The organism is Mechercharimyces mesophilus (assembly GCF_059818345.1).
Genome location: NZ_JCBAPH010000006.1, coordinates 139,300 through 155,977, shown reverse-complemented (window position 1 = coordinate 155,977; position 16,678 = coordinate 139,300). Strand labels below are relative to the sequence as shown.

Genomic DNA, 16,678 nt, shown 5'->3' with positions numbered 1-16,678 from the left:
GGGGTGTGAGATGGAAATTCGCCTGCTTGATAGAAGGGATGCTGAGTCATTTTATGCATTGCGGCGGCAGTCGTTAAAGGAACACCCCGATGCTTTTTGTGAGGACGAGAGCGATTTTCTAAACCAGTCCTTAGAAAAGGTGACAAAGAAATTGGCACCGCGAGAGGAAGCATTTCTCCTCGGAGCGTTTGTGGCGGAAAAGCTGGTAGGGTTGGTTGGTTTCACTCGTCAAAAAGGTAGGAAGACGGCGCATAAAGGAATGATCTGGGGTATGTATTGTTCACCTCGGACGAGAGGAATGGGTATAGGGAAATCACTCCTGTCGGAAGCCATCTATCGCGCAAGGAAGTTGGAAGGACTAGAGCAGCTCCAACTAGCGGTGGGGAGAGAGAATCAGGAAGCAAAACGTCTATACGCACAGCTGGGTTTTAAGGTGTGGGGAGTGGAACCTGGAGCGATGAAGCTAGGTGATCGCTATATTGATGAGGAGTGGATGGTGTTGTGGTTATAAGGGAGCTCATCAATAAATAATGTGGGAGATATTCCTCTGCTGATGATAAGGAGCCATTGCGACGATCCTCAGTGTACTCAGTGACTCCGGGGGTCGTCGCAATGGCTCTGTCTATTGAAATGTAGATTAACCCAGTTGATAAATGGAAGAGTAATGGTTAAAGGGTATGCAGTAACACATCGAATTATTTTTGATCAGGAACCTTCTTTCTCTTCCTACTCCATTGACCGCTCTCTTAAACCGAGATATTTGTTAAAAAATAAATATATTGTATAGATAGGAAAGGGATCTGATGGATGTATCTTTATCCCTTCATTCTATATGATCTACTACCCATCTTTTGAGGGGAAAAGGGAGTCTTGCTCTCTCTCTTTTGTCTTGAGAGTCACAACGATCTCCTGCTACACTAATAGTAGAAGTATAGTAGATTAAGAGACAAAATTGTTTGGATGAGAATCGCTTGCCAATGCATTATGGTTAATCCTCTCTTTCTGTTTGTGATGAGTGGCAACTTCGCTTGCTTCCATTCATATGGATAGGGAAGAGGACTATATAGAGAACAGATATTCACATGAATAGAGGAGGGTCATTATGATTCTGACAGCCCTGTTGCTATCGCTAACCTTTTTGACTTTGTACCCATCTATCTGGATGAATCAAAGGAAGAACAAGTTTTTCTATCTGTTTCAAGCGATTCGCTTACTAGTGGGTTTCGGATACGGACTTTTCGTCTTCTACATTCTCTTGATGGATCAAACGTGGACCGCATACGCTACTTACTATGGCTTGTTGATCGCGCTTTTACTTATTACCGATCGCTTCATCTATCCGGTAAAAGCAAGAGTAGATCAAAGGCTAGGCAATCTAGTAGGTATCTTGATTTTATTGATCTTTGCGTATATGGTAACCATTTACCCAATCACCATCTCCCAAGACAAATATGAATTCGTCGATGCCAAGGTTTCGGAAGAAAAATTAGAGCCGATGAATGAACAACATTTGCCCGTTGTCCCGCGTGAGTACGCCGTTTATAAATCGGAAAAAGTGCTGGGTAAGGTGGAAAACTATTTCTATTATGATTTAGGGCAAGCCTCTATTCAAAGCATCGACGGGGAGCTTTATTGGGTGACCCCGGTAGAGTATAAAGGCTTTTTCAAATGGTTTCAGTCGGAGAAGATACCAGGATACATCAAAGTAAGTGCGGAAGACCAGCGTGCGCAAGCAGAATTCGTAGAAGCGGATATGAAGGTGGTCCCAAGTGCCTGGTTTGGTGATAGCCTTTATCGTGCGGTAAGAAGCCAGTACCCCGATCTGGTATTGATGAATGCTTCCTTCGAGCCCGATGATAATGGGAAGCCGTATTATGCGGTGAGTTACGGAAGTTATGAAAAATACCGTCAAGTTCGTGAAGTGGATGGTGTAGTGCTGGTGGATCCAGCAACAGGCGAAATGAAGAAGCATGCGATCGAGCAGGTTCCCGCCTTTGTTGACCAAGTCATTCCGACGGATGTGGCAGAAGAGCGCAATCACTGGTTGGGACGCTATAAACATGGTTTCTTCAACTTTGGTAAAAAAGATATGCATGCGCCGACCGAATGGGAAGGTTACGACGAGGTATTGGCTGTCTTCGATCCAGAATTACGTATGCAGTGGGTGACGGATCATACACGTGCAGAGGAGAATGCTGGCTCCATGGTAGGTTATACCATGATGGACTCGCGTACAGGGGAGATGACCTACTATACCGGAGTTAATGGCATGTTGAATGGGAAAGCGGCCATCGATGTGGTGGCTAAAACCTTTAAAGAGAAGCAGTGGCGTGGTTCGAATCCAATGTTGTTCAACATCTATGGACAAAACACATGGGTGCTGACAGCACTTGATGGCAATGATGTCTTTCGCAAGGTGATGCTAATTAACGCCAATGATGAAAAGGTATATGCTTATGGAGATACCAAACAGGAAGCGTTAAACAAGTACAAATACGCTATATCTACTAACTTGGATAGTGACGACGCTGCGCCTACAGATGAGAGTAATAAGAAGGAAGAGAAGGGGAAAGTACTGGCGGTCTATAAAGATCGGCAAAGCGAAGAGAATGTGGTCGTTCAATTCTTGCTTGAGGGAAGCAATCAGATCTATACCCTTAACTCTTCTAAATTTCCCTATGCAGTCTTTCTAGAGAAGGGGCACGATGTCTCCTTTACCTATCAAGATACTGGAGAAGCCATTGCTGCCATCGATGAATTTACGAATGAGTCATTGCAAATCGATCGATAACAGGCATGTTGGAGGGGTCCCTCTGATCGCGAAGAGAGGGGCTCCTTTTGAATTTTATAAGGAGGAAAATCGATGCTGTTAACCATTACACTAACGGACGCGGCTCCAAGGGATTTGGGCTTCTTGCTATATAAACATCCGGATCGAACACAAACCTTCTCCCTTTCTTTTGGGAAGGCGCACCTCTTTTACCCCGAAATAACGGATCCCCAATGTAAAGTGGCACTATTACTCGATTTAGATCCGATTGGTCTCGTTCGGGGGCGGAAAAGAGTAAAAGGAGAATCGCCAGCCCTGGGGCACTATGTGAATGACCGTCCCTACGTTTCTTCTTCTTTTATGAGTGTTGCAATTGCTCAAGTGCTGGGAACGGCACTTAACGGAAAAAGTAAAGAGAGGCCCCAACGGGTACAGGAAGCATTATCGCTGACGGCAAGTTTATCCGTTGTTGCTAGTCGCGGGGGAGAATCTCTACTGCGAAAGCTGTTTGAGCCACTTGGCTATGAAGTGGAGGTTAGTGGTTTTCCGCTAGACGAGCAATTTCCGGAATGGGGGAAAAGCCCCTATTATCAGTTGAATCTAAAAGGTGAATGTACGTTGCAAGCACTACTCTCGCATTTATATGTATTACTCCCTGTTTTAGATCGAGACAAGCACTATTGGATTGGTGACGAAGAGAAAGAGAAGCTACTCAAACATGGCGAGGGGTGGTTACAAGAGCATCCTCAACGCGAGCTGATCACGGCTCGCTACTTAGGGAATCGCCAGTCCTTGGTACGTACAGCCTTGATACAACTGACAGAAGAGGAGGAACGAGCAGGAGAGAAGATAGCGAGTGAAACGGACAGAGTAAGAGAGGCTCAAGGGAAACAGCAGAATCAGCAGGAACAAGAGGTTTTGGTGCCAGCGAATAGAGAAAGAGACGAGAAGAAGAGCCTCAATCAACAACGCTATGAAGCGGTACAGCGAACCTTGCTAGAAAAGAAAGTAACAAGTGTGATCGATCTTGGATGTGGAGAAGGAAAGCTTCTTCGCTATTTGCTTCATGAACATAGCTTTAACCGCATCGCGGGTATGGATGTTTCCCCACTAACGTTGGAAAGGGCGAAATCACGTCTACGTTTGGATCACATGGATGAAGCAGAAAGATCACGAGTACAACTCTTCCAAGGCTCTCTATTATACGATGACCAGCGTCTTCGTGGTTTTGATGCGGCTACTGTAGTTGAAGTTATTGAACACTTGGATGAAGCGCGCTTAGTTGCGTTTGAACGTGTCTGTTTTGGGCTTTCTAAACCACCCATCGTACTTGTTACGACACCCAATGCAGAATACAATGCGCTTTTTGCCAATCTACCTGCGGACAAGTTTCGTCATCGTGATCATCGTTTTGAATGGACGAGGGAGCAGTTTGCTACTTGGGCAAATAAAGTAGCCACCTCTTTTCAGTATACGGTAACCTTTGCGCCGATTGGTCCCGTCGATGATAAGGTAGGTTCACCGACGCAGATGGCGGTGTTTGAGCGTGTATTGGATCAAAAGACGATATCTGAGGAAAGGAGAGGAGATGAAGGATGAAAATTGAGATGCCCGAATGTTCACTGGTTGTATTGATGGGTCCCTCGGGGGCAGGAAAAACTACTTTTGCCAAGCAACATTTTCTGGCGACGGAAGTATTGTCTTCTGATTTCTGCCGTGGTTTGGTGGCCGATGACGAAAATGATCAATCGGTTAGTCAAGAAGCGTTTGAGATTCTTCACTTTATCGCTCGTAAACGTTTGGAAAAGGGAAGAATGACGGTGATTGATGCGACCAATGTCCAGAAAGAAGGGCGGAAGCAGCTGATTGAAATGGCACGTGCCTATCATTTTATGCCGGTGGCGATTGTCTTAGATTTGCCGGAAAGTGTCTGCCATGAGCGCAACCAAGCGCGAGAAGATCGCCATTTTGGTTCTTATGTGGTGCGTCGTCAGTCACAACAATTACGAAGATCACTGAAAGGGCTAAAAAGGGAAGGATTTCGCTATATTCATCATTTAAAGTCAGAGGAAGAGGTAGCGTCTGTTGCCATCTCGAAGCGGAAGTCGTGGACCAACCGTAAAGAGGAGAAAGGACCGTTTGACATCATTGGTGATGTTCATGGTTGCTATGATGAGTTGGTGACATTGTTAACGAAACTGGGCTATCAGATGGAGGAATGTGAAGAGGATGAGGGGAGCAAGAAGGTTGCTGTTTCGCATCCGGAAGGACGGCGCGCCATTTTCGTCGGCGATTTGGTGGATCGCGGACCAAAGACACCGGCTGTCTTACGCCTCGTGATGGCGATGGTCGAACAAGGGATGGCTTTCTGTGTGGCAGGTAACCATGATGCCAAATTAGCGCGTAAGTTGAAGGGGAATAAGGTGACTGTCCGCCATGGATTGGCCGAGTCACTGGAACAATTGGCAGAGGAATCTCCTTCCTTCGTGGATGTGGCAGGTGGATTTTTGGACGGACTGATCAGTCATTACGTACTGGACGAGGGGAAACTAGTGGTTGCACATGCAGGGTTAAAAGAAGAAATGCAAGGACGCGCTTCGGGTAAAGTACGCGACTTTGCTCTTTATGGAGCGACGACTGGCGAGAAAGATGAATATGGACTTCCCATTCGGCTCAATTGGGCGCAGGATTATCGAGGGGAAGCGATGGTTGTCTATGGGCATACTCCGGTAGGAGAACCAGCATGGTTAAATGGGACGGTAAACATCGATACGGGATGTGTGTTTGGAGGAGCATTGACTGCCCTACGTTATCCGGAGCAGGAGACTGTATCTGTGCCAGCACAAAAGACGTATAAGGAGTCGGCTCGCCCTTTTAAAAAGGTAGGCATCATAAATTCGGTGGACACAGCAGAAAGAAGTATTCAGCAAGAGATGGATGATATTCTGTACATTAAAGATGTTATGGGGAAGCGAAAGGTTTCGACTTCCTTCCAACGCACCATCACGATTGAAGCTGGCCAGGCAGCGGCGGCACTCGAGACCATGAGTCGCTTTGCTGTTGATCCGAAGTGGCTTATCTATCTCCCCCCCACGATGTCTCCATCAGATACTTCACAAAAAGAGGGATGGTTGGAGCATCCACAGGATGCTTTCTCGTATTACCGTGAACGTGGTGTGACACAGGTGATCTGTGAGGAGAAGCACATGGGATCACGTGCAGTTGTCGTCATCTGTCGCAATGAAGAGGTGGCGACTAAGCGATTTGGCATTCAAGGAGAAGGAATTGGCATCTGTTACACCCGTACCGGTCGGCGGTTTTTTGATGATCAGGATCTGGAAGCGCAGTTTCTTGTTCGAATACAGCAGGCGATGGAGAAATCTGCATTGTGGGATCGGTGGGAGACAGATTGGGTGTGCCTCGATTGTGAATTGATGCCCTGGTCGGCTAAGACACAGGAACTCTTGCGTCAACAATATGCATCGGTTGGAGCGGCGGCTAACGCAGCTTTACCGGAAGTAGTGACTACTTTAGAGCAGGGTTTGGCGAGAGGGCTGGATATAAATCCCCTTCTGGAAACCTATCGTCAGCGTGCAGAGAATGCGGGCCACTTTGTAGAGGCTTATCAACGTTATTGTTGGCCGGTGGATTCTCTGAGCGACTTTAAACTGGCGCCGTTTCATCTTTTGGCGACAGAAGGGAAGGTGCATAGCAACCGTGATCATCAGTGGCATATGGAAGAACTGTCCATTCTCTGTGATGCGGACTCTGAGATGATGCAAGCAACAAATTATCGGGTGATTGATCTTCATGATGATGGCGATGTGGCAGAAGCGATAACATGGTGGGAAGAGATGACCGCTCGTGGTGGAGAAGGCATGGTAGTAAAACCGCTAGGCTTCATTGTGACAGGAGATCGTGGCATGATCCAACCGGCAGTGAAATGCCGTGGTCGCGAGTACTTGCGTATCATCTATGGACCTGATTATACCGCCCCAGAACATTTGGAGCGCTTACGAGCAAGAGGGTTGCGCAAGAAACGTTCTCTCGCCTTACGAGAATTTATGCTAGGCATCGAAGGCTTGACTCGTTTTGTGAGGCAAGAGCCCCTTCGTAAGGTACACGAATGTGTCTTTGGCGTAATGGCACTGGAAAGCGAGCCAATGGACCCACGGCTCTAAGGGGATGGAAGTGATGTTCTATGGAATTGTATATGTTAAGTCCTGAAGTGGCAGGAGGCTTTGGTGAAGATACCATATTGGATCGTACTTACTACGACAGTGGGCACCGGAAAATAAAGTTTCTTCACTATGAGTTCTCTGGGTGGCTAGGGGATGATTTACTGGAGACAAGCCCATGTTTCATCGTATCGAAATCATTGGCTGAGAGTATTTTGGCTTCTAAACTGACTGGATACAAGTTCGAAGAAATAAAGGTTTCTACAAATGAGATGTTTTCCGCGTTTCATCGAGAAACCTGCTTGCCTCCTTTTGTGAGGTTGCTTCCAAGTGGAGAGATAAAAATAAAAGATAAAGAAGTGAAATGGTCAGGTCATGACTTTTGCCTGGAAGGTGTTTCCCTCGTTGTATCGTGTAAAGCAATGGAACTTCTTCAACGACATCAACTCATGCATTGTGACATCTCTGCAATAGCTACAATCAATAAATAGGAATGGATGATTAGAACAAGCTGACTAGAAAGTAAACCTAGTCAGCTTGTTTTCTAATTTCATATTTACTTTACCATTGGCTATTATGAACTAAACATAAAAATAACAAAATAAACGGATCTTTCTGATATAATCGCCCTTAGGGTTGATCGTTCAACTCTACTACTAAATAACTGGGGGTTTTTTCTATGAATAAAACAGCAGCTCTCTTGGCATCCCTTATGCTCGTGTTTGGAGTAACGGCTTGTAATGCTGCAGAAGAGGAAGATACAGAAACAACGGATACCGAGAATATGGAAGAAGAAGAGTCTGAAGAGGAAAGTGAATAGCGTGTTTTTTTGCGAAGAGCCTAGGGAGAATTCCTTCTTCCTAGGCTCTTCTTCTTTTTTCGGCATGATCGGTTCTCCCCTCTTTAGTGATTGAACTCAATCTACCTGACCTTAATTTTTCAGTCCAATCTGCTGGAGCCTCTCACACATCTTCCTTTTCATAAGGCAGCGTAAACCAAAACTCACTCCCGCACTTCCCGTCTGCTCGTGCTCTTACCCCAATTTGACCTTGATGTAGCTCCACTAGTGACTTGGCAATAGCCAATCCTAATCCTGATCCTCCCGATTCTTTGTTGCGAGACTGATCCGTGCGATAGAATCGATCGAAGATGCGTTCACGCTCCTCTGCGGGAACGCCTTCTCCTTCATCACGAATAAGGAATTCAAGTGTTTTTGTCTTTTCGCTCAGACGAAGAACCAATTCTATTTTCCCTTGCGTAGGAGAGTGACGGATCGCGTTTTGGATGAGGTTGCTGACGACACGGGTTATTTTTTCTGGCATGGTATGGATGAAGGGCAACTGATCAGGAACAGAAATTTGCACGTCGATCTCTTTCTCTCGTAGGGAGAGTGCCTGTGCATCGAGCACTTCGAGTAAGATCCACTCGATGTCTGTGTTGTGTGGATGAAAATCTTCCTGTTGTGCATCCAACTTGGAGAGTTCAAAGAGGTCATTGATTAGATCGTTGAGCCGTCGAATCTCTTTGAGACTGGTGGAAAAATACCTTGCTTTCGTTTCGGGATCGGGAACCAGGTCATCCTGAAGGGCTTCAATCATGGACTGCACGACGGCAATCGGCGTTCGTAGATCATGAGACACATTGGCGATCAGTTCCCGACGTGCCTGCTCACCCTCCTCTAATTGTTGAAAGCTTTGTTCTAGCTTCTGCCCCATATCAGTGAGAGACTGGGCCAACTCGCGAAACTCTTTGGCCCCATGAATGGGAACCTGTTGTTGGGGGAAATCCTTCTGACTAATTCGTTCCGTCAATCGCATCAATTGTCCAATCGCGCGATGAATGGGAAGAGACATCAACCAGTAGGAACCGAAGGAAACGATGGCCGCTCCGAGCGCAATGCCGGTTAACAGACGCATCTGTTCATAAGAGAGAAGCATTTGGCTATAACAGATAAATAAAGCGACGACCATAATGCTATAGCTTAGTAAAGTGATCAGTAGGAGTTGTTGTCTCAGCTTCATTCGTCTTCGCCTCCAGCGGCTTCAAAGCGATAGCCAATGCCCCAAACAGTGTGAATCCAGCGTGGTTGAGAAGGATGTCGTTCAATTTTTTCTCGTAGACGACTAATGGTAACAGTGACGACATTCATGTCCCCCTCGTACGTCGTTCCCCAGATACGATCCATGATTTGCAGGCGAGAGAAGACTTGTTTGGGGTGTTTGGCTAAAAGTAGTAAGAGTTCAAACTCTTTTACAGTTAAATTAACGGATTTCTCATAGGATGTGACCCGACGGGTGGTGGGATCGATCTCTAAATCACGAAACAGAAGGTTTTTTTGAGCGGTTGTGTCAGGATTTTCTTGCTCTCGTTTTGTCACGCGACGTAAGATTACCTGAACACGCAATACCAGTTCTCGTGGAGAGAAGGGTTTGGTTAGATAATCGTCTGCGCCAATGGTTAATCCCATGATGCGCTCTCGCTCTTCACCACGGGCGGTAAGCATAATAATAGGGACGTCAGATTGAAGGCGGATCTCCTCGCACAACTTCCACCCGTCTTTTTTAGGCAACATGAGATCCAAAATGATAAGATCTGGCCGGTGTTGTTGAAACAGTTCCCACCCTGCTTCTCCATCTAGTGCAGTGAAAACTTCGTATCCTTCCCGTTCTAAATAACGTTGACACACTTCTTGAATACTGGTCTCATCTTCGATTAGTAGAATCCGATGGTTCATGTTGACTGGCGTTTGTCATCTAGTATCAACGGACCAGATGCACGACTTCCGTGAGCGCCTGTTCACTCCTTCCTTCATTGAAATAGAGGGAGCCACTTTTCATACCCTTCTGCTTTTAGCTCTTCTTTTGGGACAAAGCGCAGTGCTGCCGAATTGATGCAATAACGTAAGCCCGTGGGTTCGGGTCCATCGGTAAATACATGCCCCAAATGGGAATCGGCTCTTTGGCTACGTACCTCTACCCTCTTACTAAACAGTGTATCATCATCTACCTCAACAATCGCATTTTCAGAAATAGGCTGAGTAAAACTAGGCCAACCCGTTCCAGAATCGTATTTATCGGTTGAGCTGAACAGGGCTTCTCCTGAGACGATATCGACATAGATTCCTTCTTCTTTATGATCCCAATAATCATTGTCAAAAGCAGGCTCAGTACCATTTTCTTGCGTGACTTCGTATTGAAGGTCGGTTAATCGTTTCTCTAAGTTTAAATCCTTGACCGGTTCTCCCGAATTTTCTTCGGCTCTTTCTTTACTGATAGGCGAGTTCGCACTACAAGCTAAAAGGAGTGTACTCATAATAATGAGCAGTGACCCGATGCGCCACATTTTAATCAACTTCATCTCCCCTTTCTTCACTCAGTCTCCCCCCAAACTTCTTCTAAAAATTGATCACGTCCGGAATTGGAGCGATAGTACTTATACCGAAGCGGGTTTTTCTCATAGTAATCCTGATGGTATTCCTCGGCTTTGTAAAACACGTCTGCCTCACGAATTTCCGTTACAATGGGTTCATCAAACCGCCCTGATTCTTGTAGAGCTTCTTTAGACTTCAGAGCTGCTTTTTTCTGCTCCTCATTATGATAAAAAATGGCGGAGAGATAGCTTTCCCCTCGATCGACGAATTGACCTTCGGCATCGGTGGGGTCCACTTGACGCCAATAAACGTCTAACAACGTCTCATAAGAGATCTGGCTCGGGTCATAAGTGACTTGTACCGCTTCGACATGACCCGTCGTATCGGAGGAAACCTCTTTGTATGAAGGATTGCTCACATCGCCTCCGGTGTAGCCAGAAATCACTTCTTTTACACCCGTTAGTTTCTCAAACGGAGGTTCCATACACCAAAAACATCCTCCAGCGAAAGTAGCCACTCTCTTTTCTCCCGACTCAGTTGGATGACTGACTTCGGTACTGCTCTGGGATTTACCGATAAGGGATTGAACTCCTTCCCATCCGATAAAGCACACTGTGATAGCCAGTAAGAGCACAAAACTGCCTTTGATCCATTTTGCTCGTTTCATCGTCTCACTCCTCATAGTGGTTATTGAGATGAATGGATGGATCGTAAGGAAAACGTACGAAATGACCCATCGAATAACCTCATTGTAAGCAATGAACAGTACATCATGCTTACAAATTCCTTTCATTTTTATATAGGAGGCATTTCACTTTCGTTGCATCATCACAAGAGAGGGATGATAGGAATTTGTTACCCATTCGCAAGAAAATCGGAGGTCCTCGTTATGTTTTTGCAAGGTAGAGACTTTATTATTGGAGACGAGTCATTACTATAACCATATGGAGGGTCTCCAAATGAAAAAAATTGCCTATCTGTTTATGTCGTTGATGCTTGTCTTTGCTTTGGCCGCCTGTGCGAGCAATGAGGAAGAAGGAGAGAAGATGGAAGATAAGAAGATGACGGATGAAGAAATGAAAGAGGATGAGATGAAAGAGGAAGAGGACACAATGAAGGAAGAGGAGACGATGGAAGAAGGAGAAAAAGAAGAGATGAGCGAGGAAATGAAAGAAGATAAGGAGAAGATGGAGGGAGATAAAGAGATGAAAGAGGACGATATGAAGGAAGAGGATGAGAAGATGGATGATCAGTGAGAGGTACTTCCAACGAGTTAGGTTAGTAGATGATCATTCGGAGTGATTTCATTCCTCCTTTCTATATAGATGGGTTGATAACAAAATGAAATGCCAAACAAGGTGAAGAAAGCCTGCTGGAGGAGAAACTTCTTTCAGCAGGCTTTAACTATGTTCATGCCTCTTTTCATATGTCACTGTTTGAGGAGGTGATGTGGAGGACGATGGGGACAGCGTTTCCTCCTGGTGTGGGTGTTATTATTGGAGGCTTGTCGGCGACTGCTGGAGCGTTTCTTGTGATTCTGGATTTTTTTAGGAGGTACACTGGTTACTAGCTACAAAAAAGGGGCATCAGTTGGGCTAGTACTGTGTGTGAAAGTATGTAGAGGTCGCTTATTAGGAGAGTTTACTTTAAAAGGGACTTTCATTTGATTTTAAAATAAAGTGCTCAACATCCACACTCTTGCAAGGGGAGAGGCATATTTTTAATTATGAAGGAGAAAACATTTAAAGGGCATATGAAAGGAGTGCGAATGTGAAGCAAAAAGAGTACCGCTTGTTTCCTACTATTGCTCAAGAAGGAGAAAAGGAGAAGGGGGGGTATCGTTTTTACGTAGAGGGGACTGGATGTCAATTTTATTTTTATGATAATCGCTTGGTGTTTCATTTCGCTGATGCCGATGATGGGGCACCGCTTGTTCTGCGGTTTGTCGATGCTCATCCAGGTACTGAGATAAAGTTCGATAGGGACAAAAGTCAGGTGATATACAAAGAAGTTTGGGATGGGATTGACCTCGTTTTATCAATAAATAAAGAAGATTTGAAATACGATGTGGTGGTTCATCCAGGTGCGCGGATTACTGATATTCGTTTCGCCTACGAAGGAAAGAAGCATATTTATGTAAGTGAAGCGGGCGATTTATATGTTCATACTTCGCAGGGAGTCCTCCGTGAAGGAAAGCCGATTAGCTATCAATGGAAGAAGAATGAAAGTAAGAACATCCCGACGAAGTTTTCTTTGCATGTCGATGGCTCATTTGGCTTTGAGATAGGAGACGCCTATGATCCGATGACGAAGCTCGTCATTGATCCGGTGGTGTTTTATTCCACGTATTTGGGTGGAAGCAATGTAGATGCCGGTAATGGTATTGCTGTCGATTCCGAGGGTAATGCTTATGTGACAGGGATGACGCAATCGACGGACTTTCCCATCACCTCGGGAGCATTTCAGACGAGGAAGTCTTTATTTAGTGATGTATTTGTAACAAAGCTCAACTCCGTAGGGAGCTCACTCGTCTATTCTACCTTTGTCGGTGGGAGAAATGACGATGTAGGAAGTGGTATCGCGTTGGATGCTTCGCGAAATGCGTATGTTACAGGGAGCACCAGTTCGACGAATTTTCCGGTCTCATCGGGGGCATTTCAAACGGTTTTGCGATCAACGACGAACGCTTTTGCATTTAAGTTAAACCCAGATGGAAGTGCGCTTACTTACTCCAGCTATTTGGGAGGGGCAGGCGGATTTAGTCTCGGTAGTGGGATTGCGGTAGATCAAACAGCGAATGCCTATGTAACTGGAAGTACCTTCTCGACCAGTTTCCCGATCACATCAGGAGTTTTTCAATCCAGTTTACGAGGCTCTTCTGATGTGTTTGTTACGAAATTTAACGTGGCTGGAACGGCTCTCAGCTACTCTACGTTCATAGGAGGGACAGATCTTGATGATGGCTTGGGTATCGCGGTAGATGCGGGGAACCAGGCTTATGTAACGGGAGGGACACGTTCGACCAATTTCCCCACAACAATGGGAGTCTTCCAGCCTACCTTTGGAGGAGCGGTGGATGCTTTTGTATCCAAACTGAACACTACCGGCTCGGCACTCGTCTACTCTTCTTATTTAGGAGGGTCCTCCGTTGACGTTGGAAATGGGATTGGTCTTGATGGAGGAAACAATGCGTATATAATCGGATCAACGGAGTCCAATAATTTCCCCATTAGCCTGAATGCATTCAAGACCATTTTAACAGGGGTAACAGATGCCTTTGTTACAAAGGTAGATGACATTGGAAGCGCGCTGACGTATTCTACGTATCTGGGTGGAACGAGGGCGGAGAGAGGGAATGGAATTGCTGTTGATTCTTTTGGAATGGCATGGGTGACTGGGCAAACCAATTCAACCAACTTCCCACTTACATCAGATGCCTTCCAAGATAATCCGGGTGGTGGAACAGACGCTTTTATTACACAGATGAGTTACTCCGGTCAGGGGATTTCTTTTTCCTCGTATCTTGGCGGTCGAGCCGGTGATATGGGCAATGCAATGGCGGTTGATTCACAGGAAAGTGCCTACCTCACCGGCCAAACACAGTCAAACAATTTCCCTGTTACCTTTAATGCTTTTCAGCGGAGATTCGGCGGGGAGCAGGATGCGTTTATTATCAAAGTAGGTTCCGTCATAGCAGGGCCAACGGGACCGACTGGACCACAAGGACCACGTGGACCCCGAGGCCCGAGAGGTGCAAGAGGTCCGAGAGGTGCTGGGGAAGGAGAAATGGGCGGATAATGGGTGAATAGAACGAGACGTGTGAGGAAAAGAGAATGGACACGCTAACGCGACCTGCATAGGAGAGCAAGTATAGGATCATCCCCTTTTAGTAGACGGTGTGAAAGGACACTAGGTTTACTAAAAGGGGATTTTCCATGAGATACAACGAAGTGTGCATATCTGACTTGGTTAATCAAAGTAGACACAGTGTGGCGATCAGATTAAACACACAACACTAATTTAAGGATTTTATATAGTACATAACGCCTACGTTAACACTTGGGATGATTTCATAATTGCGTACACTTAAATGGGTAACATCAGAGGGGAAATCGTTCGGGAGAAAAGTTGAATTCCAGGAGATCTAGATTCACAGACAAGAAAGTACTCTTTAGAGTCCGTTAAAACCGTTATGAATCGAGTGAAGACATTAGTTAAAAGTGAGGAGTGAGTATCATGGGCATATACTTCTTTTTAACTGGAGTTGCTTCAATTGTATTAAGCTTGTACTTTTTTTCAATTAGAAAGTTCATCTTAGGTTTGGCGACTCTCATTACATAGAAGAATTGGATAGTATCTGGTTAGTGATAAGGTAGATGGACAGGAATAAGTGCAAGGTAATGTTAGGTTTTTGTTTCTAGTACCAGAACAGAAAAAGAAGATAATTGATTCATGTGTTTTTCATCAGGGTATCCTTCCTAATTAGTTAAGCCTCTATTATAACTTGAGAGCTCAGAGTGTTTCTATTCCACTATATTTCATTGCGTAGATGGGTGAATATGAGATAAAATGAAAGATAGAAGAAATTCGATTAATATGCTATCTTCTGATAGTTAGGTGCGGATTTAATCATAAGGGGGAGATCAGTTTGAAAACCACGATGATGGATTATCCTTTGACATTGGTACACTTATTGGAACGTGCGGGGAAGCAATTTCAAAGAATCGAAATGGTGAGTCGTATGCCAGATAAATCACTTCATCGACAAACGTACGGTGACTTTTACCGACGGTCCCGTGCGTTGGCAGAAGCTTTACAGAGAGCGGGTTTGAAAAAAGGGGAACGTGTGGGAACGTTGATGTGGAATCACTATGCTCACCTAGAAGCCTACTTTGGTATTCCGGTCTCAGGAGGTATTTTGCATACGCTTAATATTCGACTTCATCCAAATGAAATCGCTTACATCATAAATCATGCAGAAGATCGCTTTTTGATTGTAGACGATATTTTGCTCCCACTTTATGAAGCGATTAAGGATCATGTGAAGGTGGAAAGAGTGTTTGTCGTCCCGTTGACGGGTCAACCCGTGCCAGAAGGATATGAAAACTATGAGACATTCCTTGATAGCGCCACCGGGGAGTTTACTTACCCTGAGATTGAGGAGAATGATCCACTTGGAATGTGTTACACATCAGGGACGACGGGTCAACCGAAAGGGGTCGTCTACTCACATCGTTCCACCATCTTGCATTCGTTCACTTCGGCTATGCCAGATGGCTTGGGAGTGGGACAGTCGGATCGTATATGTCCCGTCGTGCCGATGTTTCACGTGAATGCCTGGGGATTGCCCTTTACCTGTACGATGGTTGGTTCCAAACAGATTTTCCCTGGTCCGCATCTCGATCCATTGAGTCTACTGGACCTCTACGATCAGGAGCAGGTAACAGTAACGGCAGGGGTCCCTACTATTTGGATGGGAATCTTGCAAGCATTAAATAAATTTCCTGGGAAATGGACGCTACCGAGTAATATGCGCTTGATTGTTGGAGGATCTGCAGCTCCAGAATCGTTGATCCGCGGTTTTGATCAGCATGGATTAGAAGTTCGTCATTGCTGGGGTATGACAGAGACGAGTCCCTTGGGACTAGGTTCGATCCTTAAATCCAATCTGTTGGACGCAGATGAGGATAAGAAATATGAACTGCGCGCGACGCAAGGGTTTGCTGTTCCATATGTGGATGTTCGCATCTGGGCGGAAGGGAAAGAGCAACCATGGGACGGGCAAGCAGTTGGTGAGTTGGAGGTGCGTGGGCCATGGATTGCTGGTCATTATTATAATAACCCTGGTAGTGAATCCAGCTGGAGTGACGACGGTTGGTTTAAGACAGGAGATATGGCGACCATTAATGAGGAAGGTTATGTCAACATTGTAGACCGCACCAAGGATTTGATTAAATCAGGTGGGGAGTGGATCAGCTCCGTTGCTTTGGAGAACACCATCATGGGGCACCCTGATATTGTAGAAGCGGCGGCGATTGGGGTTCCACATCCCAAATGGCAAGAACGGCCTTTTGTTGTAGCTGTTGCGGTAGAAGGGAAGAGTCCATCTGCAGAAGAACTCAATCAGTTTCTCAGTGAGAAATTTGAAAGCTGGATGCTCCCAGATGCGTATGCTTTTGTGGACGAAATCCCACGAACTTCTGCAGGGAAATTCCTTAAGCGGGCATTAAGAGAGCAGTATAAGGATTGGAATTGGGAAAAGAATGAGTTGCATATGAAGTTGTAAGGCGTTTTGAAAACACAAACAATCGAATAACTAATGGAGAGGCAAATGAAGGGGGTGATTTCCTTTCGTTTGCC

At 45.5% G+C, this 16,678-nt stretch carries 11 protein-coding genes and 1 pseudogene; 9 read left to right on the top strand and 3 right to left on the bottom strand.

Annotated elements, in window-relative coordinates; translation table 11 throughout:
• The first annotated feature begins 10 nt into the window (after positions 1 to 10).
• From AC6RGY_RS14655 to AC6RGY_RS14630, 6 genes are all read left to right on the top strand, one after another.
• The gene (locus tag AC6RGY_RS14655) at positions 11 to 511 is read left to right on the top strand and encodes a GNAT family N-acetyltransferase (protein WP_499864193.1); all 501 of its coding nucleotides are present in this window, start codon (positions 11 to 13) and stop codon (positions 509 to 511) included.
• 591 nt (positions 512 to 1,102) lie between these two features.
• On the top strand, positions 1,103 to 2,791 hold the full coding sequence (locus tag AC6RGY_RS14650; protein WP_499864191.1) for a hypothetical protein: 1,689 nt from the start codon (positions 1,103 to 1,105) through the stop codon (positions 2,789 to 2,791).
• Positions 2,792 to 2,863: 72 nt separating this feature from the next.
• Positions 2,864 to 4,369 (top strand): 3' terminal RNA ribose 2'-O-methyltransferase Hen1, encoded by a 1,506-nt coding sequence (locus AC6RGY_RS14645; RefSeq protein WP_499864189.1) that lies wholly within the window; start codon positions 2,864 to 2,866, stop codon positions 4,367 to 4,369.
• Positions 4,366 to 6,951 carry a polynucleotide kinase-phosphatase gene (locus AC6RGY_RS14640; protein WP_499864187.1) on the top strand — a complete coding sequence of 862 codons (2,586 nt, stop codon included), beginning with the start codon at positions 4,366 to 4,368 and terminating at the stop codon, positions 6,949 to 6,951. The genes AC6RGY_RS14645 and AC6RGY_RS14640 overlap by 4 nt, the downstream gene beginning before the upstream one ends.
• 20 nt (positions 6,952 to 6,971) lie before the next feature.
• Positions 6,972 to 7,439 (top strand): hypothetical protein, encoded by a 468-nt coding sequence (locus AC6RGY_RS14635; protein ID WP_499864185.1) that lies wholly within the window; start codon positions 6,972 to 6,974, stop codon positions 7,437 to 7,439.
• A gap of 188 nt (positions 7,440 to 7,627) precedes the next feature.
• On the top strand, positions 7,628 to 7,768 hold the full coding sequence (locus AC6RGY_RS14630) for a hypothetical protein (protein WP_499864183.1): 141 nt from the start codon (positions 7,628 to 7,630) through the stop codon (positions 7,766 to 7,768).
• 142 nt (positions 7,769 to 7,910) lie between these two features.
• On the opposite strand, the gene AC6RGY_RS14625 is transcribed toward AC6RGY_RS14630, so the two are convergent.
• From AC6RGY_RS14625 to msrB, 3 genes and pseudogenes are all read right to left on the bottom strand, one after another.
• Entirely contained in the window at positions 7,911 to 8,969 is a 1,059-nt protein-coding gene (locus AC6RGY_RS14625) for a sensor histidine kinase (protein ID WP_499864181.1), read from the bottom strand.
• On the bottom strand, positions 8,966 to 9,682 hold the full coding sequence (locus AC6RGY_RS14620) for a response regulator transcription factor (RefSeq protein ID WP_499864179.1): 717 nt from the start codon (positions 9,680 to 9,682) through the stop codon (positions 8,966 to 8,968). Before AC6RGY_RS14620 ends, AC6RGY_RS14625 begins: the two co-directional genes overlap by 4 nt.
• A 74-nt stretch (positions 9,683 to 9,756) precedes the next feature.
• Positions 9,757 to 10,802 (bottom strand): annotated as a pseudogene (gene msrB, locus AC6RGY_RS14615) (peptide-methionine (R)-S-oxide reductase MsrB).
• A 475-nt stretch (positions 10,803 to 11,277) separates the two neighbouring features.
• Between msrB and AC6RGY_RS14610 the strand changes: the two are divergent.
• The 3 genes from AC6RGY_RS14610 to AC6RGY_RS14600 all read left to right on the top strand — a co-directional run bounded on the left by AC6RGY_RS14610 (position 11,278) and on the right by AC6RGY_RS14600 (position 16,604).
• Positions 11,278 to 11,574 carry a hypothetical protein gene (locus AC6RGY_RS14610; protein ID WP_499864177.1) on the top strand — a complete coding sequence of 99 codons (297 nt, stop codon included), beginning with the start codon at positions 11,278 to 11,280 and terminating at the stop codon, positions 11,572 to 11,574.
• A 514-nt stretch (positions 11,575 to 12,088) separates the two neighbouring features.
• On the top strand, positions 12,089 to 14,116 hold the full coding sequence (locus tag AC6RGY_RS14605) for an SBBP repeat-containing protein (protein ID WP_499864174.1): 2,028 nt from the start codon (positions 12,089 to 12,091) through the stop codon (positions 14,114 to 14,116).
• Between the two features lie 862 nt (positions 14,117 to 14,978).
• Positions 14,979 to 16,604: a long-chain fatty acid--CoA ligase gene (locus AC6RGY_RS14600; protein WP_499864326.1), complete on the top strand. Its 1,626-nt coding sequence runs from the start codon at positions 14,979 to 14,981 to the stop codon at positions 16,602 to 16,604.
• Positions 16,605 to 16,678: the final 74 nt, after the last annotated feature.